This window comes from Ruegeria sp. BHSA191 (assembly GCF_059613325.1).
The window spans coordinates 233858-258282 of sequence record NZ_JBXWSH010000001.1 but is presented as its reverse complement, the minus strand read 5'-3'; the positions used below and the strand labels follow the sequence as shown (position 1 = coordinate 258282).

The 24425-nt window shown below is 64.4% G+C and carries 29 protein-coding genes; 19 read left to right on the top strand and 10 right to left on the bottom strand.

Annotated elements, in window-relative coordinates:
• Nucleotides 1-36 precede the first annotated feature (36 nt).
• On the bottom strand, nt 37-792 hold the full coding sequence (locus AC2FNS_RS01285) for a 3-hydroxyacyl-CoA dehydrogenase (RefSeq protein WP_496711802.1): 756 nt from the start codon (nt 790-792) through the stop codon (nt 37-39).
• A gap of 40 nt (nt 793-832) precedes the next feature.
• Entirely contained in the window at nt 833-1711 is an 879-nt protein-coding gene (locus AC2FNS_RS01280; protein WP_496711803.1) for a GNAT family N-acetyltransferase, read from the bottom strand.
• 45 nt (nt 1712-1756) lie between these two features.
• Between AC2FNS_RS01280 and AC2FNS_RS01275 the strand changes: the two genes are divergently transcribed.
• Nucleotides 1757-1885 carry a hypothetical protein gene (locus AC2FNS_RS01275; RefSeq protein ID WP_496682284.1) on the top strand — a complete coding sequence of 43 codons (129 nt, stop codon included), beginning with the start codon at nt 1757-1759 and terminating at the stop codon, nt 1883-1885.
• A gap of 1 nt (nt 1886) precedes the next feature.
• On the opposite strand, the gene AC2FNS_RS01270 is transcribed toward AC2FNS_RS01275, so the two are convergent.
• Nucleotides 1887-2837: a GlxA family transcriptional regulator gene (locus AC2FNS_RS01270; RefSeq protein WP_496711804.1), complete on the bottom strand. Its 951-nt coding sequence runs from the start codon at nt 2835-2837 to the stop codon at nt 1887-1889.
• 112 nt (nt 2838-2949) lie between these two features.
• Here AC2FNS_RS01270 and AC2FNS_RS01265 point away from each other — a divergent pair, with 112 nt between their 5' ends.
• Complete coding sequence (locus tag AC2FNS_RS01265) at nt 2950-3651, top strand: GntR family transcriptional regulator (RefSeq protein ID WP_496711805.1); 702 nt, start codon at nt 2950-2952, stop codon at nt 3649-3651.
• A gap of 46 nt (nt 3652-3697) precedes the next feature.
• Here AC2FNS_RS01265 and tyrS read toward each other — a convergent pair whose 3' ends face one another.
• Nucleotides 3698-4948, bottom strand: coding sequence for a tyrosine--tRNA ligase (gene tyrS, locus AC2FNS_RS01260; protein WP_496682290.1), 1251 nt, complete (start codon nt 4946-4948; stop codon nt 3698-3700).
• A 63-nt stretch (nt 4949-5011) separates the two neighbouring features.
• Between tyrS and AC2FNS_RS01255 the strand changes: the two genes are divergently transcribed.
• The 3 genes from AC2FNS_RS01255 (at nt 5012) to AC2FNS_RS01245 (ending at nt 7204) form a co-directional block, all read left to right on the top strand.
• On the top strand, nt 5012-6133 hold the full coding sequence (locus tag AC2FNS_RS01255) for an anhydro-N-acetylmuramic acid kinase (RefSeq protein WP_496711806.1): 1122 nt from the start codon (nt 5012-5014) through the stop codon (nt 6131-6133).
• Nucleotides 6134-6257: 124 nt separating this feature from the next.
• Entirely contained in the window at nt 6258-6722 is a 465-nt protein-coding gene (locus tag AC2FNS_RS01250) for an aggregation factor core (protein WP_496711807.1), read from the top strand.
• Nucleotides 6723-6751: 29 nt separating this feature from the next.
• Nucleotides 6752-7204: a TspO/MBR family protein gene (locus tag AC2FNS_RS01245; RefSeq protein ID WP_496711808.1), complete on the top strand. Its 453-nt coding sequence runs from the start codon at nt 6752-6754 to the stop codon at nt 7202-7204.
• Between the two features lie 12 nt (nt 7205-7216).
• Here the strand turns inward: AC2FNS_RS01245 and AC2FNS_RS01240 are convergent, their stop codons facing one another.
• Both AC2FNS_RS01240 and AC2FNS_RS01235 read right to left on the bottom strand, forming a co-directional pair.
• Complete coding sequence (locus AC2FNS_RS01240; RefSeq protein WP_496711809.1) at nt 7217-8758, bottom strand: phospholipase D family protein; 1542 nt, start codon at nt 8756-8758, stop codon at nt 7217-7219.
• 90 nt (nt 8759-8848) lie between these two features.
• A complete protein-coding gene (locus AC2FNS_RS01235; RefSeq protein ID WP_496711810.1) occupies nt 8849-9268 on the bottom strand; it encodes a cupin domain-containing protein in 420 nt (139 codons plus the stop codon).
• 66 nt (nt 9269-9334) lie between these two features.
• On the opposite strand from AC2FNS_RS01235, the gene AC2FNS_RS01230 reads away from it, so the two are divergent.
• The 7 genes from AC2FNS_RS01230 (at nt 9335) to AC2FNS_RS01200 (ending at nt 15374) form a co-directional block, all read left to right on the top strand.
• Entirely contained in the window at nt 9335-10753 is a 1419-nt protein-coding gene (locus tag AC2FNS_RS01230) for a protein adenylyltransferase SelO (protein ID WP_496797360.1), read from the top strand.
• Between the two features lie 86 nt (nt 10754-10839).
• Nucleotides 10840-11544, top strand: coding sequence for an endonuclease/exonuclease/phosphatase family protein (locus tag AC2FNS_RS01225; RefSeq protein WP_496682305.1), 705 nt, complete (start codon nt 10840-10842; stop codon nt 11542-11544).
• Between the two features lie 81 nt (nt 11545-11625).
• Entirely contained in the window at nt 11626-12039 is a 414-nt protein-coding gene (locus AC2FNS_RS01220; protein WP_005982689.1) for a Fur family transcriptional regulator, read from the top strand.
• A 144-nt stretch (nt 12040-12183) separates the two neighbouring features.
• Nucleotides 12184-13068 carry a DMT family transporter gene (locus AC2FNS_RS01215; RefSeq protein ID WP_496711812.1) on the top strand — a complete coding sequence of 295 codons (885 nt, stop codon included), beginning with the start codon at nt 12184-12186 and terminating at the stop codon, nt 13066-13068.
• 135 nt (nt 13069-13203) lie between these two features.
• Nucleotides 13204-14481: a phosphopyruvate hydratase gene (gene eno / locus AC2FNS_RS01210; RefSeq protein WP_496727587.1), complete on the top strand. Its 1278-nt coding sequence runs from the start codon at nt 13204-13206 to the stop codon at nt 14479-14481.
• A 46-nt stretch (nt 14482-14527) separates the two neighbouring features.
• Nucleotides 14528-15055, top strand: a complete 528-nt coding sequence (locus AC2FNS_RS01205; RefSeq protein WP_496713287.1) for a GNAT family N-acetyltransferase — start codon at nt 14528-14530, stop codon at nt 15053-15055.
• A gap of 148 nt (nt 15056-15203) precedes the next feature.
• Nucleotides 15204-15374, top strand: a complete 171-nt coding sequence (locus AC2FNS_RS01200) for a hypothetical protein (protein ID WP_490361548.1) — start codon at nt 15204-15206, stop codon at nt 15372-15374.
• On the opposite strand, the gene AC2FNS_RS01195 is transcribed toward AC2FNS_RS01200, so the two are convergent.
• The 3 genes from AC2FNS_RS01195 to mazG all read right to left on the bottom strand — a co-directional run bounded on the left by AC2FNS_RS01195 (nt 15371) and on the right by mazG (nt 17680).
• A complete protein-coding gene (locus AC2FNS_RS01195; RefSeq protein ID WP_496713289.1) occupies nt 15371-15820 on the bottom strand; it encodes a GNAT family N-acetyltransferase in 450 nt (149 codons plus the stop codon). The genes AC2FNS_RS01200 and AC2FNS_RS01195 overlap by 4 nt on opposite strands.
• On the bottom strand, nt 15817-16758 hold the full coding sequence (locus AC2FNS_RS01190) for a nucleoside hydrolase (RefSeq protein ID WP_496713291.1): 942 nt from the start codon (nt 16756-16758) through the stop codon (nt 15817-15819). The genes AC2FNS_RS01195 and AC2FNS_RS01190 overlap by 4 nt, the downstream gene beginning before the upstream one ends.
• Nucleotides 16759-16822: 64 nt before the next feature.
• Nucleotides 16823-17680, bottom strand: a complete 858-nt coding sequence (gene mazG / locus AC2FNS_RS01185; protein WP_496803753.1) for a nucleoside triphosphate pyrophosphohydrolase — start codon at nt 17678-17680, stop codon at nt 16823-16825.
• 66 nt (nt 17681-17746) lie between these two features.
• Here mazG and AC2FNS_RS01180 point away from each other — a divergent pair, with 66 nt between their 5' ends.
• From AC2FNS_RS01180 to AC2FNS_RS01165, 4 genes are all read left to right on the top strand, one after another.
• The gene (locus AC2FNS_RS01180; protein WP_496686325.1) at nt 17747-18910 is read left to right on the top strand and encodes a M20 aminoacylase family protein; all 1164 of its coding nucleotides are present in this window, start codon (nt 17747-17749) and stop codon (nt 18908-18910) included.
• Nucleotides 18911-18945: 35 nt separating this feature from the next.
• Nucleotides 18946-19923 carry an agmatinase gene (speB, locus tag AC2FNS_RS01175; protein ID WP_496713293.1) on the top strand — a complete coding sequence of 326 codons (978 nt, stop codon included), beginning with the start codon at nt 18946-18948 and terminating at the stop codon, nt 19921-19923.
• A gap of 69 nt (nt 19924-19992) precedes the next feature.
• Nucleotides 19993-20940 carry an agmatinase gene (gene speB, locus AC2FNS_RS01170; protein WP_496713294.1) on the top strand — a complete coding sequence of 316 codons (948 nt, stop codon included), beginning with the start codon at nt 19993-19995 and terminating at the stop codon, nt 20938-20940.
• Nucleotides 20941-21006: 66 nt separating this feature from the next.
• On the top strand, nt 21007-21414 hold the full coding sequence (locus tag AC2FNS_RS01165) for a DUF1499 domain-containing protein (RefSeq protein ID WP_496713296.1): 408 nt from the start codon (nt 21007-21009) through the stop codon (nt 21412-21414).
• Here the strand turns inward: AC2FNS_RS01165 and AC2FNS_RS01160 are convergent.
• Nucleotides 21340-21642 carry a hypothetical protein gene (locus tag AC2FNS_RS01160; protein ID WP_496713298.1) on the bottom strand — a complete coding sequence of 101 codons (303 nt, stop codon included), beginning with the start codon at nt 21640-21642 and terminating at the stop codon, nt 21340-21342. The two genes, AC2FNS_RS01165 and AC2FNS_RS01160, sit on opposite strands and share 75 nt — an antisense overlap.
• A gap of 62 nt (nt 21643-21704) precedes the next feature.
• Between AC2FNS_RS01160 and prfA the strand changes: the two genes are divergently transcribed.
• The 3 genes from prfA (at nt 21705) to AC2FNS_RS01145 (ending at nt 24422) form a co-directional block, all read left to right on the top strand.
• The gene (gene prfA / locus AC2FNS_RS01155; RefSeq protein ID WP_496713300.1) at nt 21705-22760 is read left to right on the top strand and encodes a peptide chain release factor 1; all 1056 of its coding nucleotides are present in this window, start codon (nt 21705-21707) and stop codon (nt 22758-22760) included.
• Nucleotides 22757-23602: a peptide chain release factor N(5)-glutamine methyltransferase gene (prmC, locus tag AC2FNS_RS01150; RefSeq protein ID WP_496713302.1), complete on the top strand. Its 846-nt coding sequence runs from the start codon at nt 22757-22759 to the stop codon at nt 23600-23602. The genes prfA and prmC overlap by 4 nt, the downstream gene beginning before the upstream one ends.
• Before the next feature lie 241 nt (nt 23603-23843).
• Complete coding sequence (locus AC2FNS_RS01145) at nt 23844-24422, top strand: DUF4167 domain-containing protein (protein WP_496686309.1); 579 nt, start codon at nt 23844-23846, stop codon at nt 24420-24422.
• Nucleotides 24423-24425 lie beyond the last annotated feature (3 nt).

The following is a 24425-nucleotide window of genomic DNA, read 5'->3' as shown; positions in this document are numbered from 1 at the left end:
CGGGCAGATCGGCTCTGCCCACGCCATGCGGTCATGTCAGCGCATGCGCAGGGCGCCGTCGATGCGGATGACCTCGCCGTTCAGATAGCCCATCTCGACGATGAACCCGGCCAGCCGGCCATATTCGCGCGGGTCGCCTAGACGGGCGGGGTTGGGCACGTCGGCAGCCAGTTGCTGCTGCACTTCTTCGGGCAGGCCGGCCAGCATCGGCGTCATGAATATGCCGGGCGCGATGGTCATCACCCGGATCCCGGTCGAGGCCAGATCGCGCGCCATCGGCAGTGTCATGCCCACGACACCGCCCTTGGAGGCGGAATAGGCCGCCTGGCCCTTTTGGCCGTCGAAGGCCGCGATCGAGGCGGTGTTGATGATTACGCCGCGCGCGCCATCTGACTCGGGCGCGTTCTTGGCCATTTCGACGGCAGCCAGACGCGACACGTTGAAGGTGCCCACGAGGTTGATGTCGATGGTGCGCTGGAAGGCGTCCAGCGGGTGGGGGCCGTCCCTGCCGACGGTCTTGATGCCATAGGCGATGCCGGCACAGTTCACGCAAGCAGTGATCTGGCCCATCTTTTCCATCGCCAGCGCAATGGCCGCGGCCACCGAGTTCTCGTCGGTCACGTCGGTCTGTGCGAAATGCCCGCCGATTTCGGCCGCGACCTGCGCGCCACGCTCGGCATCGCGGTCGAGGATGGTCACCTGCGCGCCGTTCTCGGCAAAGTAACGGGCGGTGGCCTCTCCGAGGCCCGAGGCGCCGCCGGTGATGACGGCGGCGGTGGTGGACAATTGCATGGCGGGCTCCTCCCCAATGATCTGAACAAGTGTTCAAATATCAGCCTGTATGGGGATCTGTCCAGCGCATCCCGCCGCGGTCAAGGCCCGCCAGCGGGCGCAGGCTGCGCCCCAGCGGTGGCCACCAGCCCCAGGTGCCGCCCAGCCAGCGGGCGCGGGCGCCGGTTCCCAGTTTGAACCGGGCCAGACCGGGCGCATCCTCGGTCGACACCGGGCCAAGATCGAGCCGCTGAAAACCCCGTTTCGCCAGCCAGCGCATCGCCTGCCACAGAATCAGCCGGTGGGCATTCAGCCGCCGCCCACGCGCGGTTGAATAGCCGATGTGATAGGTGGCAACCGAGCCATGGCACAGGAACAGCATAGCCGCCACGGTGTCGCCGTCGGTGGCTAAGAATTCAACGGCCTTGCCGGGATTGGCGCGGGCATAGGCCAGGGTCAGCGGTACCGGCCAGTTGCGATAGCCGCGTGCCCGCTGTTGCGCCTGATCGGCGGTCAGCAGCCATTTGTCCGACCCTTCGCGCAGGATGCGGCGCGTGATGCGCAGCGGGCTGCGCTCGGCCTGAACAAGCGCATTGCGCCATTTCTGATGCAGCCCTGCCCGCAGGTCGCTGCGCAGATCCAACTCGGCAACGCAGGTCGGGGTAACCAGCGGCATCGCGCCCAACGTGGTCAGGTCGGGGGCTGGATGGTCGGGCGACAGGATCAGCGGCGTGCGGTTCAACCCGGCCTGCCGGATCAGGCCGGGCAGGGTGGCCGGGTCGATCCGCGCGCGCGGCAGCATTGCCACGGTCACGCCGGGAAAGACCCGACGGCGCAGGACCAGCGTACCGTCCGCCAGCCGCAGCGGGCCCTGCCCGCAGGCGCGCAGGGTCGCCTGCATCTCGGTGCTTTGCATCACGGGGGTGTGCGTGGTCGTCATGCGGGCATTAACCCGGTGGAAACCTAAAGCGGGGTTAATGACAGCATGAAAACGGTTCTCGGACAGACAATCCCATCGCCGCGCGTGACCCGTGCCGCGGCCTTTCTGCTGGCTGCCGCGTTGTCGGTTCCGGTGTTCGTGGTTCTCAGCGTGGCCGACTGGCTGTGGTTTTAACCTAATCCAGCCGGCTGCGCTGCTGCATCGGGGTGACGCCAAAGGCGGCGCGATACACGCGCGAGAAATGGCCAGGGCTTTCAAAGCCGCAGGCAAAGGCCACGTCGGTGACCGAGGATTCGGTCTGCAACAGCAGGTTTCGCGCGCGGTCCAGCCGCAACTCCATGAAGTATTTCTTGGGCGAGGCGTTGAGGTATTTTCCGAACAACCGCTCCAGCTGGCGGGTCGAGATGCCGATCTGTTCGGCGATCAACGCCGGCGAGATCGGGTCGTTGATGCGGTCGGCCATGATCTGGATCGCCTTGGCCAGATGCGCGTTGCGCATGCCGTTGCGCGATTGCAGCGACACGCGCTGATCAGCGGTCGCGTTGCGCACAGCGTTATAGACCATCTGGTCGGCGACCGCGATCGACAGGTCCTGCCCGTGGTCGCGCTCGATCAGGTGCAGCATCAGGTCGGCCGTCGCGGTGCCGCCCGAGGCGGTCATATGCTTTTCATCGGCCACGAAGACGCTGCGCACCAGGTTCACGTCAGGGAAAGCCTCCATGAAGGCGTCGTGATATTCCCAATGGATCGCCGACTGCATCCCGTTCAGGAACCCGGCCTCGGCCAGCAGCCACGCGCCCGAACACAGCGCCCCGATGGCCGTACCGCGCGCCCGTTCGCGGCGCAGTGCGGCCAGCAATGAGCGGCTGACGTGATCGCGCATGTGAATGCCCGACAAAACGAAGATCTGGTCGCATTTCGGCAGGTTCGCCAGCCCGCCATGCACCAGTGTTACGGACCCGTTCGAACACACCGCCTGCGCGCCGTCCTCCGAGGCGAAGGACCAGCGGTACAGCTCCTCGCCGCTGACCCAGTTGGCGATGCGCAGCGGCTCGACCGCGCAGGAGAAGGCCAGGTGCGAGAACTCGGGAACGAGGATGAAGCAGAAGTGTTGCGGGCGGGTCATGCGCTCAGTCTACCACGGGCGGTCAGGCTGATTGTGTACAAGGTGCATTTTATCGGGCAAGAGCAGGGGCGACATCCTGGGTGTCGCGATTCGACCGAAGCGAAGGTTGTGGATGAAAGACGACACGAAAAGCCGCAAGGCGGCGCTGGCCGCGCATCTGAAGGCGGCGGTCATGACGCTGAAACTGCGCCCCGGCGATGACCTGGACGAGGCGCAGCTGTCCGAGGCGTTCGGCCTGTCGCGCACACCGCTGCGCGAAGTGTTCCGGCATCTGGCCGGGCTGGGCTATCTTGAACTGCGTGAAAACCGGGGCGCGCGGGTGTCCCAGATGTCTTATGCCACGCTGCGCGACTTCTTCCTGGTGGCGCCGATGATCTATGGCGCGGTGCTGCGGCTGGCGGCGCAGAACGCCACGGGCGACCAGATCGACCGGTTGAAGGCGGCGCAGGCGGCGTTTCGGGCAACCCTGGGGACGGGCTCGGCCGAAGATCGCGCGTTGGCCAACAACCAGTTCCATGAGATCACCGGTGAGATGGCGGCGAATGTCTACCTGCTGCCGTCGTTTCAGCGGCTGCTGATCGACCATGCGCGCATCGGCATGACCTTCTACCGCCCGGATCAGGCCGGGATGGGTGAAAGCCTCGATCTGGCCTGCGACCAGCATGACGCCATCATCTCCGCGATCGAGGCGCGCGACGAGGCGGCGGCGGGGCAGCTGGCGGCGGATCACTGGGCGCTGTCGCGCGACCAGATCGAGCTGTTCGTGACGCCCGCCGGTCTGGACCTGCCGCTGGGCTCGGTCGAGCGCGGATAAAAAAACGGCCGCCCTGAGGCGGCCGTCGTGTTTGGGGTCAGACGGGTTAGCCCAACTGCACCAGCGCGTGCCGTTTCTTGCCGGCGCTCAGTTTGATGGGCGAGGACAGGGCCGCCGCGTCGATCATCAGCCCCGCATCGGTCAGCGGTGCGTCGTCCAGACGGGCGCCGTTTTCGGAAATCAGGCGCTTGGCCTCCTTGCCCGATTTCGCCAGGCCAGACTTCACGATCAGCTGCACAACCGAGATGCCATCGCCCAGATCTTCGGCGGTCAGGGTCAGGGTGGGCAGGTCGCCGCCCACGCCGCCCTTTTCGAACACTTCGCGCGCGGTGGCCTCGGCCTTGGCCGCGGCCTCGGAACCGTGCAGCAGGGTCGTGACTTCGTTGGCCAGACGGATCTTGGCCTCGTTGATCTCGGACCCTTGCAGCGCGCCCATGCGGTCGCATTCGTCTACGGGAAGCTCGGTGAAGATCTTCAGGAAACGGCCCACGTCGGCGTCGGTGGTGTTGCGCCAGAACTGCCAGAACTCGTAAGGCGACAGCATGTCGCCGTTCAGCCAGATGGCGCCGCCCTGGCTTTTGCCCATCTTGCGCCCATCGCTGGTGGTCAGCAGGGGCGTGGTCAGGCCATAGATCTCGTGATCCAGCACGCGGCGGGTCAGGTCGATGCCGTTGACGATATTGCCCCACTGGTCCGATCCGCCCATCTGCAGGATGCAGCCATATCGGCGGTTCAGTTCCAGAAAGTCATAGGCTTGCAGGATCATGTAGTTGAACTCGAGGAACGACAGGGATTGTTCCCGGTCCAGCCGCGATTTCACCGATTCAAAGGACAGCATCCGGTTGACCGAGAAATGCCGCCCGATGTCCCGCAGGAAATCGAGATAGTTCAGGTCGTCCAGCCATTCGGCATTGTTCAGCATCAGCGCGCCGGTGTCGCTGTCGTCATAGGACAGGTACTTGTCGAACACCTTCTGCATGCCGGCGATGTTGGCGTCGATCTGCTCGGGGCCCAGCAGGGGGCGTTCGTCCGAGCGGAAAGACGGATCGCCCACCTTGGTGGTGCCGCCGCCCATCAGGGTGATCGGCTTGTGCCCCAGCTTCTGGAACCAGCGCAGAACCATGATGTTCATCAGGTGCCCGACATGCAGGGACTGGGCGGTGGCGTCATACCCGATATAGGCTGTCTGCACCCCGCTTGTCAGAGCATCGTCAAGGCCCTGATAATCGGTGCAATCGGCCAAAAAGCCGCGCTCGATCATCGTGGCGATGAAATCCGATTTGGGGTGATACGTCATGTCTTGCCTCGGGGTTGAATTGCGGGGCACGTTATAGGCGGCGAACGAGGGAAGGAAAAGGCCATGAATAAGGCCCGAGGCAAAGTTGGGGCAGTGCGGGCACTGGGGGCCATGTCGGGCACCTCGCTCGATGGGGTCGACGCGGCGGTGGTGGAAACCGACGGGCGGCAGATCCTGCGGTTCGGCGACAGTGCCTACCGGCCCTATAGCGAGGACGAGCGCAAGCTGTTGCGCGCCGCGCTGGGAAAATGGAGCGGCCCCGAGGTGCACGCCGCCGAAGATCTGGTGACCCGCGCCCATGCCGAGCTGCTGTCGGAATTCGAGGACGTGGAGCTGATCGGCTTTCACGGCCAGACCCTTGCGCATGAGCCGCGCGGCAAGGGCACGTTGCAGGTGGGCGATGGCGAGGGGCTGGCGGTCGCGCTGGGTGTGCCCGTGGTCTGGGATTTCCGCAGCGATGACGTGGCCATGGGTGGCGAGGGCGCGCCGCTGGCGCCGTTCTTCCACTTTGCCTGCGCAAAATATGTCGGGGCGACGACGCCCTTGTGCTTTCTGAACCTGGGCGGCGTCGGCAACCTGACCTATGTGGACCCGTCCTTTGACGGACCCGAGGCGCCCGGTGCGTTGCTGGCCTTTGACACCGGCCCGGCCAATGCGCCGATCGACGATCTGGTACAGGCGCGTCTGGGCCTGCCGATGGACCGCGACGGCGCGCTGGCCCGGCAGGGCACGGTCGAGACCGGAGCACTGGAGCTGTTTCTGGCCGAGCCCTATTTCAACCGTCTGCCGCCCAAATCGCTGGATCGCAACGATTTCGCCGAAATGATCGGTCTGGTAAAGGAATTGAGCGACGCTGACGCAGTCGCCACCCTGACGGGCATGAGCGCCGCCGGGGTGGTGCAGGGGATGGAGCATTGTCCCAAACCGCCCGCGCGGGTGCTGGTCACCGGCGGTGGGCGTAGGAACCCGGTTTTGATGGAGATGCTGCGCGTGGCGCTGGACTGTCCGGTCGATCCGGTCGAGGCCGTAGGTCTGGATGGCGACATGCTCGAGGCGCAGGCCTTTGCCTATCTGGCGGTGCGGGTGGCGCGGGGGATGCCGACCTCTTGTCCCGGCACCACCGGGGTCAAGGCGTTGGTCGGCGGGGGAACGGTCAGCCGGGTGTCGCAGGGCGCACCGCGCTGAAACGCGGGGAAAAATGATCCTGCCAAGGCACCCGAGCGTAATCGTAGCAGTAGCCACAACAGCGCCGGAGATGAAGATGATCGGTTCCCTTGTGAAAAATGCGGCCGGTTGTGCTGTTGCGTTCATGCTCGCAGTGCCTGCCATGGCCGAAGTGCAGGTTGAGTTCGTCGAGGGAGCGCCAAAGGACCGTTTCGTTCTTCGCAATGCCAGCGATTGCAACCTGTCTGCTGCAACTGTGCGTCTGGATTTGTCTTCGTCACAGGGCGGGTTGATCTTTGATGTCACCGGCTCGGGGGCAGGGGTTGAAGTGTTTCAGCCTTTTGAGATGGTCGCGGGGTCCGAGTATCTGAACGGGTTGCCTCAGGTTCAGGACGGACAGTCGATGGTCGATCTGGACATCCGGGCCATGCCGCCCGGTGCAGAAATCGCGTTTACGATCGACGTGGATGACACAGGTGGCGGACGCGAGATCATCGTGTCGGGGGCCGAGATCCAGGGCGCGACGGTCTCTCTGGAAGGCGTGCAGAACCCGCAGCGTGGTGTCTTTTCGTCGGCGGCCCGCGCGGCTATACCGGTCGGGACCTGCTGAGCGGCGGTGAAACTGCAGATGGAACCGGCATGACCAAGACCCTGACACGTATCGCATTTCTGTTTCTTGTAATGGGTGGCGGCATACTGATCGGCACTCTGACAGGGCCGGGTGAGTGGTATGCGAATCTGAACAAACCGGTCTTCAACCCGCCGGGATGGGTATTCGGCCCGGTCTGGACGGTTCTTTACGTGTTGATCGCAATGGCAGGTTGGCGGCAGTTCGAACGCGACCGAAGTTCGCCCGCGATGCGCCTGTGGTGGGCGCAGTTGGGCCTGAACTTTCTGTGGTCGCCCACATTCTTCGTGCTGCATCAGCCGTGGCTGGCATTGTTAGTGATTCTTGCGCTTCTGGTGGTGATTGTGCTGTTCATCGCGCGCGTCCGCCCGGTGGATCGCGTTTCGGCCTGGGCGTTCGTGCCCTATCTGGCATGGGTGGCATTCGCCACCATACTGAATCTATCGATCGCGGTCCTGAACTGACGCCGGCGGTGGTCAGAGCATCCACTCGACCGGCAGCCACCTGACGACGGCGGCAAGGCCGCGCTGGAACCGAGAGGTGTTCGGGTCAGTCTCAAAGGTCGTGGTCGTTCCGTCGTTGGTCTGCTGAATCCAGACCAGGTCGCCGTCATCGGCCATTTCGACGCGATAGGCGAATTCCGGCTTGTCCAGTTGCCGGGCCAGATCTGCAGCGACCGCGGGGCTCTCGATCAGCAGCCCCATCTCGGTGTTCAGCCGGGCCGAACGTGGATCCAGATTGTATGAGCCGATAAAGATCCGTTTGCCATCCGAGCCAAACACCTTTGCATGCAGGCCCGAGGCAGAGCCTGCAAGAATCTCGGGCAGGCTGCGTGCCTTATGCTCGGCGCGCAACGCGCGCAGCTCCAGCAACTGAACCCCGCTTGCCAGCAGGTCGTCGCGGTAGGCCATGTAAGCGGCATGAACCGGCATCACATCGGTCGCATCCATTGAGTTGGTCAAGACCCGGACTTTGACCCCAGACGACGCCAACCGTTCGAGCAACTCGGCCCCGCGGGGACCGGGAATGAAATAGGCCGAGACCAGATCGAGCGACGTCTCGGAGCTTTCGGCAAAGGCTATCAGACGCTCGACCATGAGGTTCTCGTCCTCCACCTGTCCAAGTCCCTTTGCCGGGTCATCGACAAAAAGTTCGATAGCGCTCCACTCGAACGGCAGATCGCGGTCGGCGATGCGGTCGGCCAGTTCATTGTCGCGGATCGCTTTTTGGTATCCGGCCCCGGCAGCGGTCTGACGCGCGGCCTCGGCCAATGCCTTCAGGCTTGGATCGGTCGCTGCAGGCAGGAACAACGCGGCATCATAGGCCGAGCCGCTGTTCCAGTAGGCATCGAACGACGCTGCAACCTCGTCCACGATAGGACCGATCGCGATGGTATCGACATCCAGATAGTGCGTTCCGGCCCCATAGTCGAAATAGATGTCGCCGATGTTCCGGCCCCCGACAATCGTGGCCACGCCGTCCACTGTCATGGATTTGTTATGCATGCGGCGGTTCAACCGGCCGAAATCGAACACATAGGATAGCAGCTTGGGGTTGCGCAGAGTGAACGGGTTGAAGATGCGCACATGGGCGGTGGGCATGGCATCCAGTTCCGCCAGAAGCGTGTCCAGCCCCGAGATGCCATTGTCATCGACCAAGAGGCGCACGCGCACGCCCCGTTCCGCCGCCGCACGCAATTCGTCCAGCAGCATCAGGCCGGTCACGTCATCCTGCCAGATATAGTATTGGGCATCGATGGACGAGACCGCCTCACGCGCGAGAATGGCGCGGGCGGCGAATGCGGTGTGCCCCTGACCGAGGGGGCGGACGCCATCCAGTCCGGGATTGCGCTGAATCGCCGGCTCGATGGCTTGGCCCAGCGGACCCGTCCAATCCGCGGGTTGGCTGTATGTCTGCTCCGAGAAATTGGTTTCGGGCAGCGGAAAGGCCAACCGCAGCCCAAACACGCCCAGGCCGAGGATCACGGCCACGGTCACCAAAGTCTTGATCAGCCGCATCGCGCCCTCATCTTTGCCCAATCATTCACAAGCGAACCTTGCCGCATCGGGCAGGGCAAGTTCAAGCGTGGTTCAGCAGGGGCCGGAGGTTTAGCCCCTGGGAATGTCGAACTCCGGCGGCGCCAATTCGAAACCGTCGAACTGAAACCCCGGCGAGACGACACAGCTGACCAGCGTGTAGTCCCCGGTACTGCGGGCGGCCTGCCAATGGCCGGCGGGTACGATGACCTGCGGCGCGCCCTCGCTCAGGTCAGGGGACAGCATTTGATCGCTTGCAGGTCCGGTATCGGTTCCGCTGATCGACAGGATCAGTGGCGCTCCGGCGTGAAACAGCCAGATCTCGGTCGCATCGACCCGGTGCCAGTGGCTGGCCTCGCCCTGTTTCAGCAGGAAATAGATGCAGGTCGCGGTCGGGCGGCCGCTGTTGTCCGCGCGCCATGTCTCGGCATACCAGCCGCCTTCGGGGTGGGGCTGCAACTGCAGGTGGTCGATGATCTGGTCGGCGGTCATGGCGGGCCTTTCACGGCGATGGGATTTGGTGCTGGCAATACTGCGCACAGATCATATGTTTGCGCTATGACCCTGACGATCCCCTTCGACAATTCCTATGCCCGGCTGCCCGGCGCCTTTTATGAGCGCCAGTCGCCTGAGCCCGTGCGCGCGCCGCGGCTGGTGGCTTTCAATGACGATCTGGCGCAGGTGCTGGGCATCTTGCCCGGTGACGCGCAGGACATGGCCCAGGTGTTTGCGGGCAATACCCTGCCGGACGGGGCCGAGCCGCTGGCGCAGCTGTATTCCGGCCACCAGTTCGGCAACTACAACCCACAGCTGGGCGACGGGCGCGCGGTGCTGCTGGGCGAGGTGGTGGGCACGGACGGGGTTCGCCGAGACATTCAACTCAAGGGCTCGGGACGCACGCCGTTCTCGCGGCAGGGCGACGGGCGGGCCTGGCTGGGGCCGGTTCTGCGCGAATATGTCGTGTCCGAGGCGATGCACGCGCTGGGCATTCCCACCACGCGTGCCTTGGCGGCGGTGGAAACCGGCGAGGTCGTGCTGCGCGAGGGCCCGATGCCCGGCGCGGTGCTGACCCGCGTGGCGCAAAGCCATCTGCGGGTGGGTACGTTTCAGGTGTTCGCCGCACGCGGCCAGATCGCCGACCTGCAGCGGCTGACCGACTATGCCATCGCGCGCCACTACCCGGACGCCGTCGGGCCGATGGGCCTACTGCGCGCCGTGCGTGACGCGCAGGCCGCGCTGATCGCGCAATGGATGGCGGTGGGCTTCATCCACGGGGTGATGAACACCGACAACTGCGCCATCTCGGGCGAAACCATCGACTATGGCCCCTGCGCTTTTATGGACAGCTATCATCCGAGTACCGTCTACAGTTCGATCGACCGGATGGGGCGCTATGCCTATTCCAACCAGCCCGAGATCGCGGTGTGGAACCTTGCACAGCTGGCGACGGCGCTGATCCAGCAGATCGAGGACAAGCAGGCCGCCGTGGAAGAGGCGACCGAGATCGTACATGCCATGCCCGAATTGATGCAGCAGCACTGGCTGAGGCGGTTCCGGGCCAAGATCGGCCTAACCACCGAGGAGGACGGCGACCTTGCACTGATCTCGGACCTGCTGACGCGGATGGCGCAGAACCAGGCCGATTTCACCAATACCTTCCGCGCGCTGGGCAGCGATGCGGCACGAGACCAGTTTACCGATCCGGCGGCTTTTGACAGCTGGGCCGAGGGGTGGCGCGCGCGGCTGACGCGCGAGGCTGACCCGGTTGCAGTGATGCACGCGGCGAACCCCGCCTTCATCCCGCGCAACCACCGGGTCGAGCAGATGATCGAGGCCGCCGTTCAGGGCGAATATGCCCTGTTTCACCGGCTGAACGCTGTGCTGGCCCAACCCTATGACGACCAGCCTGACGCCGCCGACCTGAGGCACCCGCCCACGCAGGACGAGGTGGTGCATGCCACCTTTTGCGGCACCTGAGCGGGTTTCGGCATCTGTGCTGAACTATCGGCTTGCGTCCGGGCGCGATCCTGCGAATCCTGACGGGGTACAACCGTAGAAAACCGATGACCACTTTGCCCAAGCTGCGCCTTGCCAGCTACAACATCCAGAAATGCGTCGGACTGGACCTGCGACGCCAGCCGCAGCGTATCCTGCAGGTGCTGGATCGGCTGAGCGCCGATATCGTGGTGCTGCAAGAGGCTGACAAACGCCTGCCGCCGCGCCCGGCGGCGCTGCCGCATTTCATGCTGGACGAGGCGGGGTGGAAGATCGTTGATCTGGGCGGTGCGGGCAGCCTCGGCTGGCATGGCAACGCCGTGATCTGGCGGGGCGACCACATTCAGGTGCGCCGCGCCGCGCATCACGATCTGCCGGGGCTCGAACCGCGCGGGGCGGTCCGGGTCGAGTTCGACACGCATATCGGCCCACTGCGGGTGATGGGGATGCATCTGGGGCTGTTCTCGGCGTGGCGCCGCCAGCAGATCATTCACTTGCGGCAGGACGGCCGCGCGCTGGACCGGATGCCCACCGTCTGGGCGGGGGATTTCAACGAATGGTCGCGCCAGCCGATCCTTGACCGTCTGGCTCCCGACATGCGGTTCCTGCCACCTGTGCCAAGCTTTCCCGCCGCGCAGCCTCTGGGTGCGCTGGACCGGATCGCGCTGGGCGGCGGGCTCGAGGCGCTGGCCCACGGTGTGCACGGGGAGCGGCCCGCGCATATCGCCTCGGACCACCTGCCGGTCTGGGCCGATCTGCGCCTGGCCGGTTGAGTCGGCAAGGGTGCAAAACACGGTGGCGAAACCCGTGCGGACAGACTAAGACAGAGACCCGAACGGATTCTGAGGGGTGCCATGCCGGACACGATCATCGCGCGTTGCGAAGCCAAAGGCCTGCGCATGACCGGCCAGCGCCGGACCATCGCGACCGTTCTGGAACAAAGCGACGACCATCCGGATGTCGAGGAGCTTTACGCCCGCGCATCGGCGCTGGATGCGGGCATCTCGATCGCGACCGTCTATCGCACCGTCAAACTGTTCGAAGAGGCCGGAATTCTCGAGCGGCTGGAATTCGGCGACGGGCGCGCGCGCTATGAGGACGCCGAGCGCGACCACCACGATCACCTGATCGATATGAACTCGGGCGAGGTGATCGAGTTCGTGGACCCCGAGATCGAAGCTCTGCAGGAAAAGATTGCCGCCAAGTTGGGCTACCGCCTGAAAGGGCACCGGCTGGAATTATACGGCGTGCCGCTGGACAAGGACTGATCCGGCACCGACCCATCACGAAACGCGAACGGTCGGCTCAAATCAATTCATCATTCGTGGTCAGGTTGCGGGTTGCCAGACCGAGGCAATCGGGATTTCCTGCGCCGGTCGGGCAAGACGGGCCCGCCAGACGGAGACGCGCGCATGAACAACGTACAGGGCATTCTGCTGATCATCGGGGCAATGGCCGCCTTCACGCTTGAGGACATGTTTATCAAGCACCTGTCGACTTCCGTGCCGACCGGGCAGGTCATGCTGGTTCTGGGCCTGTTCTGCGGGCTGGCCTTTGCCCTGATGGCTGTGGTCACGCGCAAGCGGATTTTTGACCGGGCCGCCTGGCAGCCCTTGCCCCTGATCCGCGCGGGCACCGAGGCCGTCGGCGCGCTCAGCTTCGTGACCGCCTTGTCGCTGGTCGATCTGTCCACGGTCGCCGCCGTGTTCCAGGCAATGCCCTTGGCGGTGACTATGGGGGCCGCGCTGTTTCTGGGCGAACACGTTGGCTGGCGGCGGTGGAGCGCGATCGGTGTCGGATTCGCCGGGGTGCTGATGGTCATCCGCCCGGGTCTGGACGGGTTCCGCCCCGAGGCTCTGTTCGTGGTGGCGACGGTGATCGCCATCGCTGCGCGCGATCTGATCACCCGGCGGCTGGACGCGCGGGTGGCCTCGGCCGTGGTGGCGTTGCAGGCCTATGCGGCGGTGGCGCTGGCGGGGGGCGTTCTGATGCTGATGGCGGGCCAGCCGTTGGTGCCGCTTCAGGCCGAGCAGGTCGGCCCCTATATCGGCGCGGTGGGCTTTGGCGTGCTGGGCTATTTCGGCATCGTCACGGCGATGCGTGTGGGCGAGGCCTCGGCCCTGACCCCGTTTCGATATACGCGGCTGCTGTTCTCGATCCTGGCCGGGATGTGGATGTTCGGCGAACGACCGGACCTGATGACCATGATCGGCGCGTCGCTGATCATCGGGTCGGGCATGTACACGTTCATCCGCGAACGGCGCATTGCGCGGGCCATGGCTCCGGCGGTCTGCTGACCTGTTGGCGCAAACACGCTGCTGTTGGCGCTAAAGGCCGGAAAATATGCGTGTTAGCGATAACGGACCCGGTTTACTTTTCCCCGCGTGCTGGTATTAGGCATGCAACCGAACGCATTTTCAGGGACCGGTATCATGAGCACCATCATCGACATCCACGCACGCGAAATCCTGGACAGCCGGGGCAACCCCACCGTCGAGGTGGACGTGGTTCTGGAAGACGGCACCATGGGCCGGGCAGCCGTGCCCTCGGGCGCGTCGACCGGCGCCTATGAGGCGGTTGAGAAGCGCGATGGCGACAAGTCCAGGTACATGGGCAAGGGCGTGCTCGAAGCCGTGGCCGCCGTGAACGGCGAGATCGCCGAAGAATTGGTGGGCTTTGACGCGACCGAGCAGGTGGCGATCGACGCCGCGATGATTGAGCTGGACGGCTCACCCAACAAGGCCCGTCTGGGTGCGAACGCCATTCTGGGCGTCTCGTTGGCCGTGGCCAAGGCGGCGGCGGATTTCACCACCCAGCCGCTCTATCGCTACGTCGGTGGCACCTCGGCGCGGGTTCTGCCGGTGCCGATGATGAACATCATCAATGGCGGCGAACACGCCGACAACCCGATCGACATCCAGGAATTCATGATCATGCCCGTGGCCGCCAGCAACATCCGCGAGGCGGTGCGCATGGGTTCGGAAGTTTTCCACACCCTGAAAAAGGAACTGTCGGCGGCCGGGCTGGCCACCGGTGTCGGCGACGAGGGCGGGTTTGCCCCGAACATCGCTTCGACCCGCGAAGCGCTGGATTTCATCCTCAAGTCGATCGAGAAGGCGGGCTACAAGCCGGGGGACGAGATCTATCTGGCGCTCGATTGCGCGGCCACCGAGTATTACAAGGATGGCAAATACGTCCTGTCGGGCGAGGGCAAGACTCTGAGCAGTGACGAGAACGTGGCCTATCTGGCAGCGTTGGTGAACGACTATCCGATCATCTCGATCGAGGACGGTATGTCCGAGGATGACTGGGACGGCTGGAAGGCGCTGACCGACGAGTTGGGCGGCAAGGTGCAGCTGGTGGGTGACGACCTGTTCGTGACCAACCCCGCGCGTCTGGCTGAGGGGATCGAGAAGGGCTGCGCCAACTCGATGCTGGTCAAGGTGAACCAGATCGGTTCGCTGACCGAAACGCTGCGCGCCGTGGATATGGCCCACCGCGCCCGCTATACCAACGTGATGTCACACCGCTCGGGCGAGACCGAGGACGCCACCATCGCCGATCTGGCCGTGGCGACCAACTGCGGTCAGATCAAGACCGGCTCGCTGGCGCGGTCGGACCGGCTGGCCAAGTACAACCAGCTGATCCGCATCGAGGAAACGCTGGGCGAGGTCGCGGAATACGCGGGGCGCTCGATCCTTCGCAAGTAAGCCACAAGCTGCTAGTCTGATCCCCGACATTGGCCGGGGGTCCCTAATGCTCAGCATCATTGAACCTAAAACGCCGGACCAGTTTGATGCTGTCCGGCGTTTGTGTTGGGACTATCACGCCTTTTTACTGACACTGGACGAACGGTCGCGGCAGGTCGTCAACACGTTCTATCCGCCCGAGAAATATGCCTCCGTTCTGGCGGCCATCGAGGTCGAGCATATGCCGCCCAAGGGTGGGACCCGGCTGGCGATGCTGGATGGGCAGGCGGTGGGCTGCGGGATGTTCCAGACAATCGGGCCGGGTATCGCCGAGATCAAGCGCGTATTCGTGACCGAGGCTGCTCGGGGTACTGGCGCGGGGTGTGCGATCATGCAGGAACTGATTGCCCAGTGCCGCAAGGACGGGTTCGAGATGATCCGGATGGACACCGGAAAACCGCTTAAGGCGGCGACTCGGCTGTACCTATCCTTGGGGTTCAAGCTACGCGATGCCTATTCCGACATTCCCGAAATCGCCCGAGGGCAATTGTTGTTCTTTGAAATGTCGCTGCGGGGCGATACCGCCGAAGCCTAGGGAATTGCAGTGGAATTGCCCAAAACCTCAGTTTTGGAGGGTCGGAATTGCGAAAAAAGCAAACATAAATGTGATTATGTGTGAACTTTTACCTACGCGCACCGCAGCGACGGGCGTAGTCTGACGGTACAGCAGAAAGGAGAACGTGATGTCTGCTTCAAGAATCCTTCTCGTGATTTCGATGCTTTCCGTCGGTGTTCTGGCGGCCTGTGCGGGGCCTGGCACCTACCCGATCACCGGCGAACCGGTGTCGCAGAATGATCCGGTGCAAGAGATGTACTATAGCCCCAGCCTGATCTTCCGCGGTGAGTCGCGCTAGAGCGTCTTGCTCATCAGCATGTGGCGGTCGCGCGGTTTGAAGCCGGTTCGAAGGTACAGTTTCTGCGCGGCCTCGTTGGTTCGATCCACCTCAAGGTGCAGGGCCGTCAGGCCGGCCCCGGCCAGTGCCTTGGGCAGGGCTTGAAGAACTTCGGTAGCGATGCCGCGGCCGCGAATGGCGGGGCGGATGTAGATTTCGTCCACGAACCCGTCCATGCCCCCGAACTCGACCGACCAGCCGAAGGTGATGATGACATAGCCCAGCGGCGCGCGGCTGGGGCCGATCAGGTAGATGCAGCCGTGCGGGATGCCCTCGAGCAGCGGCGCAAGGGCCGCGCGGCGCTGGTCGGGGTCCTGTTCGATCCCTGCCTCGGCGTGAAAGGCGGCGACCAGACCCATCAGCCGATCAAGGTCGTCGGGGCGGGCAAGGCGCAGGGCGGCGCTCATAGCCGCGCCAGCCGTTCGGTGAGCAGGGCAAAGAACCCGTCGGCATCCACGTCGCCGATGAACAGCGCGTTGGGCTTACGGTCGGTGACGCCCCACCAGTCGGCGACGGTCATGCCAAGGGTGAGGTCCGACTGGGTTTCGATCTCGACGTTGACGTGTCGGCCCGAGAAGAGCTCGGGGCGGATCAGATAGGCGGTCACGCAGGGATCGTGCAGGGGCGCGCCCTCGCTTCCGTACTTCTCCTTGTCGAAACGTTCGAAGAAATCAGTCATTTCGGCCACCGCGATGCCGACCTTGGTGCCAAGGGCGCGGAAGGCGTCGTTGCGCTGTTTGGTGACCAGCGCCTTGTGCGTGACATCCAGCGGCATGACCACGATATCGACGCCGGGTTTAAACACAATTTCAGCGGCTTCTGGATCGACGTAGATGTTGAATTCGGCCGCCGGGGTGATGTTGCCGACCTCGAAATAGGCACCACCCATCAGCACGATCTGCTGCACCCGCTCGATGATGTCGGGGGCTTTCTGAAAGGCCGTGGCGATGTTGGTCAGCGGCCCCAGCGGGCAGAGGGTGACGGTGCCGGGCGGGTGGCGGCGCAGGGTGTGGATGATGAAATCGACCGCGTTGCCCTGGGCCAGTTCCATCTTGGGGTCGGGCAGGTCGGGGCCGTCGAGGCCGGTCTTGCCGTGCACATGCTCGGCGGTGACCAGCTTGCGTTTCAAAGGCGCGTCGCAGCCCGCATAGACCGGCACGTCAGTTCGGTCCGCCAGTTCGCAGACGATGCGGGCGTTCCTGGCGGTCAGCTCCAGCGGCACGTTGCCCGCGACGGCGGTAATGCCCAGCACCTCGATCTCTTCGGGGCTGGCCAAGGCCAGCAGGATGGCGACGGCGTCGTCCTGTCCGGGGTCGGTGTCGATGATGATTTTGCGGGCGGTCATGGGGTCTCCGGAGGGGATGGTGAGGGCGGACACTGGCAAGCGCGGCTGGGCTTGTCCAGCGGTTTCAGGCGTCGCTTGCGGCCTTGACCGGCGGGAGTTTGCCGTTCGCGCGGTGCTCTTCGGCCTTCACCTCGTCCCACAGGGCGTCCATCTCCTCGAGCGTGCTCTGTTCGGGCGTCTTGCCGCGTTCGGCGAGGCGTTCCTCGATCTTGTTGAAGCGCCGGGTGAACTTGGCGTTGGTGCGGCGAAGGGCGGCCTCGGGCTCGACGCCCAGATGGCGGCCGAGATTGACGATCACGAAGAGCAGGTCGCCGAATTCGTCCTCGAGCGCGTCGGCGTCCATCTGGTCGCGCGCCTCTGCCAGTTCGGCGGCCTCTTCGGCGATCTTGTCCAGCACATGGCCCGCATGGGGCCAGTCAAAGCCCACCCGCGTGGCGCGTTTCTGCAGCTTGTAGGCGCGCAGCAGGGCCGGCAGGTTCGCGGCGACACCGTCCAGCGCGCCCTTCTGTTCCTTGCCCGCGCGTTCGGCGGCCTTGATCGCCTCCCAGTCGCGGGTCTGCTGTTCGGCGGACTTGTCTCGGGATTCGTCGCCGAAGACATGCGGGTGGCGGGCGACCATCTTGTCGGCCATGGTTCGCACCACGTCCTGAAAGGTGAAATGCCCGGCCTCTTCGGCCATCTGGGCGTGAAAGACCGACTGGAACAGCAGGTCGCCCAGCTCGCCCTTGAGCTCGTCCCAGGCCTGGCGTTCGATGGCGTCGGCGACCTCATAGGCCTCTTCGATCGTGTAGGGGGCGATGGTGGCGAAGTCCTGTTCGATATCCCACGGGCAGCCGGTTTCCGGGTCGCGCAGGCGGCGCATGATTTCCAGCAGCCGCTCGATTCCGGCGTCGGTATCGTGGATCAGTGGATTTTCAGCCATTGCGAAGCCCCTTGTTCCGGTGTCAGATGCATCCATCCCGCAGCTTGGATCAGGAGTCCACCCCCGATGCCCGTCGTGAACCGAATTGCCGACTATGCCGCCGACATGGCCGAATGGCGCCGACACCTGCATACGATCCCGGAACTGGAATTCGATTGCCACCAGACCGCCGCCTTCGTGGCCGAGCGGCTGCGCGAGTTCGGCGTGGACGAGTTGCACGAAGGGATCGCGCAGACAGGGATCGTGGCGATCATCAACGGGCAGGGCGATGGCCCCACGATCGGGTTGCGCGCCGACATGGATGCGCTGCCGATCGAGGAGCAGACCGGGGTGGCATATGCCTCGAAGAATCCCGGCAAGATGCATGCCTGCGGGCATGACGGGCACACCACAATGCTGCTGGGCGCGGCGCGGTACCTAGCCGAGACGCGGAATTTCCGGGGCCGCGTGGCTTTGCTGTTCCAACCCGCCGAAGAAGAGGGAGGCGGCGCCGATATCATGGTCAAAGAGGGCGTGATGGACCGGTTCGACATCGCCGAGGTCTATGCGCTGCACAATGCGCCGGGCTTTGCCGAGGGCGCATTCTATACCACGCCCGGGCCGATCATGGCGGCGGTCGATACGTTCGACATCCACATTCAGGGCGTGGGTGGCCACGGTGCCATGCCACACGACACGCGCGACCCGGTCATGGCCGCCTGCGGAATCGCGCAGGCAATCCAGACCATCGTCAGCCGCAACCACTATGCGCTGGACGATCTGGTGATCTCGGTCACCCAGATCCACACCGGGACCGTGAACAACGTGATCCCCGACACCGCCTATCTGAACGGCACCGTCCGGACCTTCGATCCGGCGGTGCAGAAGATGGTGATGACCCGTCTTGAAGAAATCGTGCAGGGGCAGGCGGCATCCTATGGGGTCACGGCGACGCTGGATTACGTCGTGGGCTATCCGGCCACGGTCAACGATGCGGACAAGACCGGTTTCGCCGCCGAGGTGGCGCGCGAAGTGGCAGGCGCCGATCGGGTGATCGCAAATTCGGGCCGCGAGATGGGGGCCGAGGATTTCTCGTACATGCTGCAGGAGCGCCCGGGCGCCTATCTGTTTCTGGGGCAGGGCGACGGGCCGGGGCTGCATCACCCCAAGTACAATTTCAACGACGAGATCGCACCGGTGGGTGCCTCGTTTTTTGCGCGCATCGTCGAAAAGGCGCAGCCGTTGACCTGACGGTCCGGTCGATATCAGGGAGGATACGGGCCAAAATGGCATTGGAAGACGCGAAAAATCAGGTCGATGAGGCCTTTACCAACCCCGACCTGAAGGGGTTGAGCTATGAAAACACCTTTGGCGGGGCCACGTCCTTTCTGCGGCGGCTGTACACCAAGGATCTGACCGGCGCCGATATCGCAGTGACCGGCGTGCCGTTCGATCAGGCGGTGACCAACCGCCCCGGCACCCGTCTGGGCCCGCGCGCGATCCGCGAGGCCAGCGCCCTGCAATCGCCCGATGCGCCCTATGGTTGGCCTTTCGATGCGCTCAGCGAGCTGGCGATCATCGACTATGGCGACATGGCCTATGACTATGCCAACATTCCCGCCTTTCCCAACACGTTGACCGACCATATCCGCACCATTCTGGCGGCGGATGTGGCCTCGGTCACGCTGGGGGGCGACCACTATATCAGTTTTCCGATCCTCAAGGCCTATGCCGAGAAATACGGTCCGATGTCGCTGTTGCAGTTCGACGCCCATACCGACACCTGGGCCGATGACGACATGAGCCGGGTGGACCACGGCACCATGTTCTACAAGGCGGTGAAGTCAGGGATCGTGGACCCGAAACGCTCGGTCCAGGTGGGGATCCGCACCACCAACGAGGATACGCTGGGCGTCAACATCATCGACGCGCGCGAGGTCTATGAATCCGGCCCTGCTGCCGTGGCGCAGAAGATCAAGGGTATCCTGGGCGACAGCCCGGTCTATCTGAGCTTTGACATCGACGGATTGGACCCGGCCTTTGCCCCTGGCACCGGCACCCCGGTCTGGGGTGGGCTCAGTTCGATCCAGGCGCAGATCATCCTGCGCGACATCTCCGGGATCAACATCAAGGGGGGCGACGTGGTCGAGGTGTCTCCGCCGTTTGACACGTCCGGCGCCACAGCGATCGCGGGGGCGCATGTGGCGACCCAGATCGTGTGCCTGCTGGGATGGAACAAACTGGCGAAAGACGGGCGGCTTTAACCATTGGTTAGCCATGGTTTTGCTATGGCCGGTATCAGGTGAACCAACGGGACAGGGGGCGCAGACGCCATGAGCCGATTCAACCAACCCATCAGCGGCAATGATCTGGCGCGGTTTTCCGGGCCCAACACCTTCATGCGGTTGCCCGCGGCCGATAGACTGGCGGGGCTGGACGTGGCCGTGCTGGGCGTGCCGATGGACATCGGAACCTCGTGGCGGTCGGGCACCCGGTTCGGCCCCAAGCAGATCCGCGCCGAAAGCGCGATGATCCGGCCCTACAACATGGCCACGCTGGCCGCGCCTTTCGACAGCCTCCAGATCGCCGATATCGGAGATCTGGCGATCAACACATTCTCGCTGGCCGACAGCCTGCGGATTATCAAGGCAAGCTATGACGCGATCCTGGCGCAGGGGGTGACCCCGGTGGCGATGGGGGGCGATCATTCGATCACTCTGCCGATCCTGCGGGCCGTTGCCGCCAAACACGGCCCCGTTGCTCTGGTGCATGTGGACGCCCATGCCGACATCAATGACGAGATGTTCGGCGAGCGCGAGACCCACGGAACGGTATTCCGCCGCGCGTATGAAGAGGGGCTGATCGTGCCCGACAAGACCTTTCAGGTCGGCATTCGGGGGTCGGGCTATGCGGCCAGCGATTTCACCGAGGCGCGTGAATGGGGGTTCCGCCAGTTTCCTGCGTGGGAGTTGTGGCAACAGAATCTGACCGAGATCGGTGCGCAGATCCGCAAGACGGTGGGCGATCACCCGGTCTACATCTCGTTCGACATCGACAGCCTGGATCCGGCCTACGCCCCCGGCACCGGCACGCCCGAGATCGGCGGCCTGACCACGCCGCAGGCGCTGCAGCTGATCCACGCGCTGGGGGGCATGAACGTGGTTGGCTGCGACCTGGTCGAGGTCTCTCCGCCCTATGATCCGTCGGGCAACACCGCGCTGACGGCGGCAAACCTGCTGTTCGAGCTGCTGTGTATCCTGCCCGGCGTGACGTCACGGTAGGCGAGGCCGGCAGGTCTTGCCCCGTACCGGCGGGCGGTTAGGGTTCTGCCGGAGGGTCTGAATGGAATGAAACGCATGGTTTTTTGGTTGGTCGTCGCAGCGGTTGTCGCGCTTGGCCTCTATGTGCGGCTGGCACCGTCCGATCCCGTGCGCTGGCATGTGCCGGTCGTGGCCGAGGCAGATCGTGACCTGCCCGGAGGCGTGATCCGCGTGGTGCAGACCGGACCGGACGGCCTTGCGCGGCTGGACAAGGTGGTGCTGGCGACGGCGCGCACGACGGTGCTGGCCGGATCGGTGGATGAGGGCCTGATCACCTATGTGACCCGCAGCCGGGTGTTCGGCTTTCCCGACTTCACCACTGCCCAGCAGGACGGCGACACGCTGCGCATCTATGGACGGTTACGATTTGGCCGACGGGATTTCGACGTCAATCGCACCCGGGTCGACGGTTGGCTGGCGGCTTTGCAGTCCTGAAGACAGGCACCCCTCGGACACCTCGCGCCACATCGGCACGTTCAGCGACATCTGGCACTGTGCCATGAACATGCGGCCATCGACCTGCATGCAGACCATCTCGCCCAGTTCGACCCGCGCACCGGATGTGTCGGTGCAATAGCAATCCTGCACCTTGCCACCGGGGCCGATGACATCGGCCAGACCGGGCGTTGCGCAGACGATCAGCAGGGCAATGATCCGTTTCATGCGCACAGCTTAGCACAAGCCGGGGCCTTGACCAAAGCCGTCGGATGATAGACACCGCCCCAATGATCCCCGAAGAACGTCTTGAACAGATCACCCAGCGATTCCAGTACCTCGAAGCGGCCATGTCCGATGGCGCCTCGGGTGGGGATATCGCGGCTTTGGCCAAGGAATATTCCGACCTCAAGCCGGTGGTCGAACAGATTGCAGCTTGGCGCCAGTTGCGGGCCGATCTGGCCGAGGCCGAGGCGATGCTGGACGACCCCGACATGAAAGAGCTGGCCGAGGAGGAGATCCCGCAGCTCAAGGCGCGCATCCCCGAGGCCGAGCACGCGCTGCAACTGGCGTTGCTGCCCAAGGACGCGGCCGATGCGAGGCCGGCGATGCTGGAGATCCGCCCCGGCACCGGCGGCGACGAGGCGGCTCTGTTTGCGGGCGACCTGCTGCGGATGTATCAGCGCTATGCCGAGGCGCGCGGCTGGCAGTTCGAGATCATCGAGGAACAGCAGACCGAGCTGGGCGGCATCAAGGAAGTGGTGGCCCACATCAAGGGCGACAACGTCTTTGCCCGGCTGAAATACGAATCCGGCGTGCACCGGGTGCAGCGGGTGCCAGAGACCGAGAGCGGTGGGCGGATTCACACCTCGGCGGCGACGGTTGCCGTCCTGCCCGAGGCCGAGGATGTGGACATCCAGATCGACCCGAATGACATTCGCATCGACACGATGCGCAGTTCGGGCGCGGGCGGGCAGCATGTGAACACCACCGACTCGGCGGTGCGGATCACCCACCTGCCGACCGGGATCGTGGTCACCAGTTCCGAGAAGTCGCAGCACCGCAACCGCGAGATCGCGATGCAGGTGCTCAAGACGCGTCTCTATGACCTCGAGCGTCAGCGGATCGACAGTGAACGCTCGGCCGACCGGGCCAGCCAGGTAGGGTCGGGCGACCGCTCCGAGCGCATCCGTACATATAATTTCCCGCAGGGCCGGATGACCGATCACCGGATCAACCTGACGCTCTACAAACTGGACCAGGTGATGCAGGGTGATCTGGACGAGGTGATCGACGCGCTGACGGCCGACGATCAGGCGCGCCTGTTGGCGGCGATGGCGCAATGATCGCGGCGCTGACAGCGGCACAGGCCATGGTGGCCGCCACCGCGCGCCTGCGGGCCGCAGGTGTGGACGACCCGGCGCGGGACGCCCGGGTCCTGCTGGCCCATGCCGCCCGGATCGAGGCCAGCCGCGTGACCCTGATCGCACCTGAAGAGCTCTCGCCCGAGATCGCCGAACGCTATGAGCAACTGGTGTCGCTGCGCGCGATCCGGGTTCCGGTTTCCCATCTGCTGGGCGAGCGCGAATTCTACGGCCGACGCTTCCGCGTCAGCCGCGACGTGCTGGACCCGCGCCCCGAGACCGAAGCGCTGATCGAAGCGGCCCTGAGCCAGCCGTTTGACCGCGTGCTGGATCTGGGCGTCGGCTCGGGCTGCATCCTGATCACCCTGCTGGCGGAACGCACCACCGCAACCGGGCTGGGCGTCGATCTGAGCGAGGCCGCCTGTCTGCAGGCCAGCGCCAATGCGGTGGTCCATAGGGTGCAGGATCGGGCAGAGATCCTGCGCTCGGACTGGTTTGAAAACATTGGCGGGTATTTCGACCTGATCGTTTCCAATCCGCCCTATATCGCGCTCGATGAGATGGACGGTTTGGCGCCCGAAGTGCGCGAGCACGAACCGCGTCTGGCCTTGACGGATGAAGCGGACGGGCTGGACGCCTATCGCCGGATTGCGGCGGGCGCCCCTGATCACCTGATGCCCGGTGGACGACTTCTGGTGGAAATCGGCCCGACACAGGCGCAGGCGGTCAGCGCGTTGTTCGACGCGGCGGGGTTGGTGGATATCCGCGTGATCCCCGATCTGGATGGACGCGACCGGGTTGTTGGCGCCAAAATGCCGGGCTAGCCGTGGATTCTGAGGCCGATTTACGCCTGTCGCGGCAAAAAAACCCGGCATTTTGAACTTTAACCCCTTGTCTGCGCCGTCAGGACATGTTTACTCGGGTTAGTCAGCGCGGTTGACGCCCTTTCGGCGCACCCCTGACGCCAAGCCCAAAAACGTCGACAGTCCCGCAAAGGCACAAGCCACAGAGCAGCGCAGACTTCGGGCGGATCGACAGTGCAAGACAAGGCTGACGTACAGTAAGATGAGATCCTCCAAATCCCGCTCGCGGGCAAAGAACAACCGCAATCGCCCCTCTGGTGGCAACGTCGTTAACCGGGTTTTCGACAGCTCGGGACCCGAGGGCAAGGTGCGCGGCACGCCGCAGCAGATCATTGACAAGTACAACCAACTGGCGCGCGATGCACAGCTGGCCAATGACCGCGTGGCTGCCGAAAACTTTCAACAACATGCCGAGCACTATCTGCGTATGCTGAGCGAAGCGCAGCGTGAGATGGAAGCACGCCGCGAGGAGCAGGAGCGGCAGAACCGCGAGCGGCAGGCCGAACGTGACCGTGAACGGGCCGAGCGGCAGGAGCGGGAAGCTGCGCGCCGGGCGGATCCGGCCGAAGCGCCGCAGCCGGATGTGTTGGATTTGGATAGCGATGCGGATTCGCCTGAATCCGGGCTGGTTGAAACTCCAGAGAGCAAGGGCGGTACAGCCGACGCGTCTGAGCCGAAGGAAAAGCCCGCGCGCCGTCCGCGCGGTCGCAAACCCAAGGTGGCGCCGGCCGAAACCGAGCCACCTGTGCAAGGAGGCGATGCGCCTGAAGCGGCTGAATAGTCG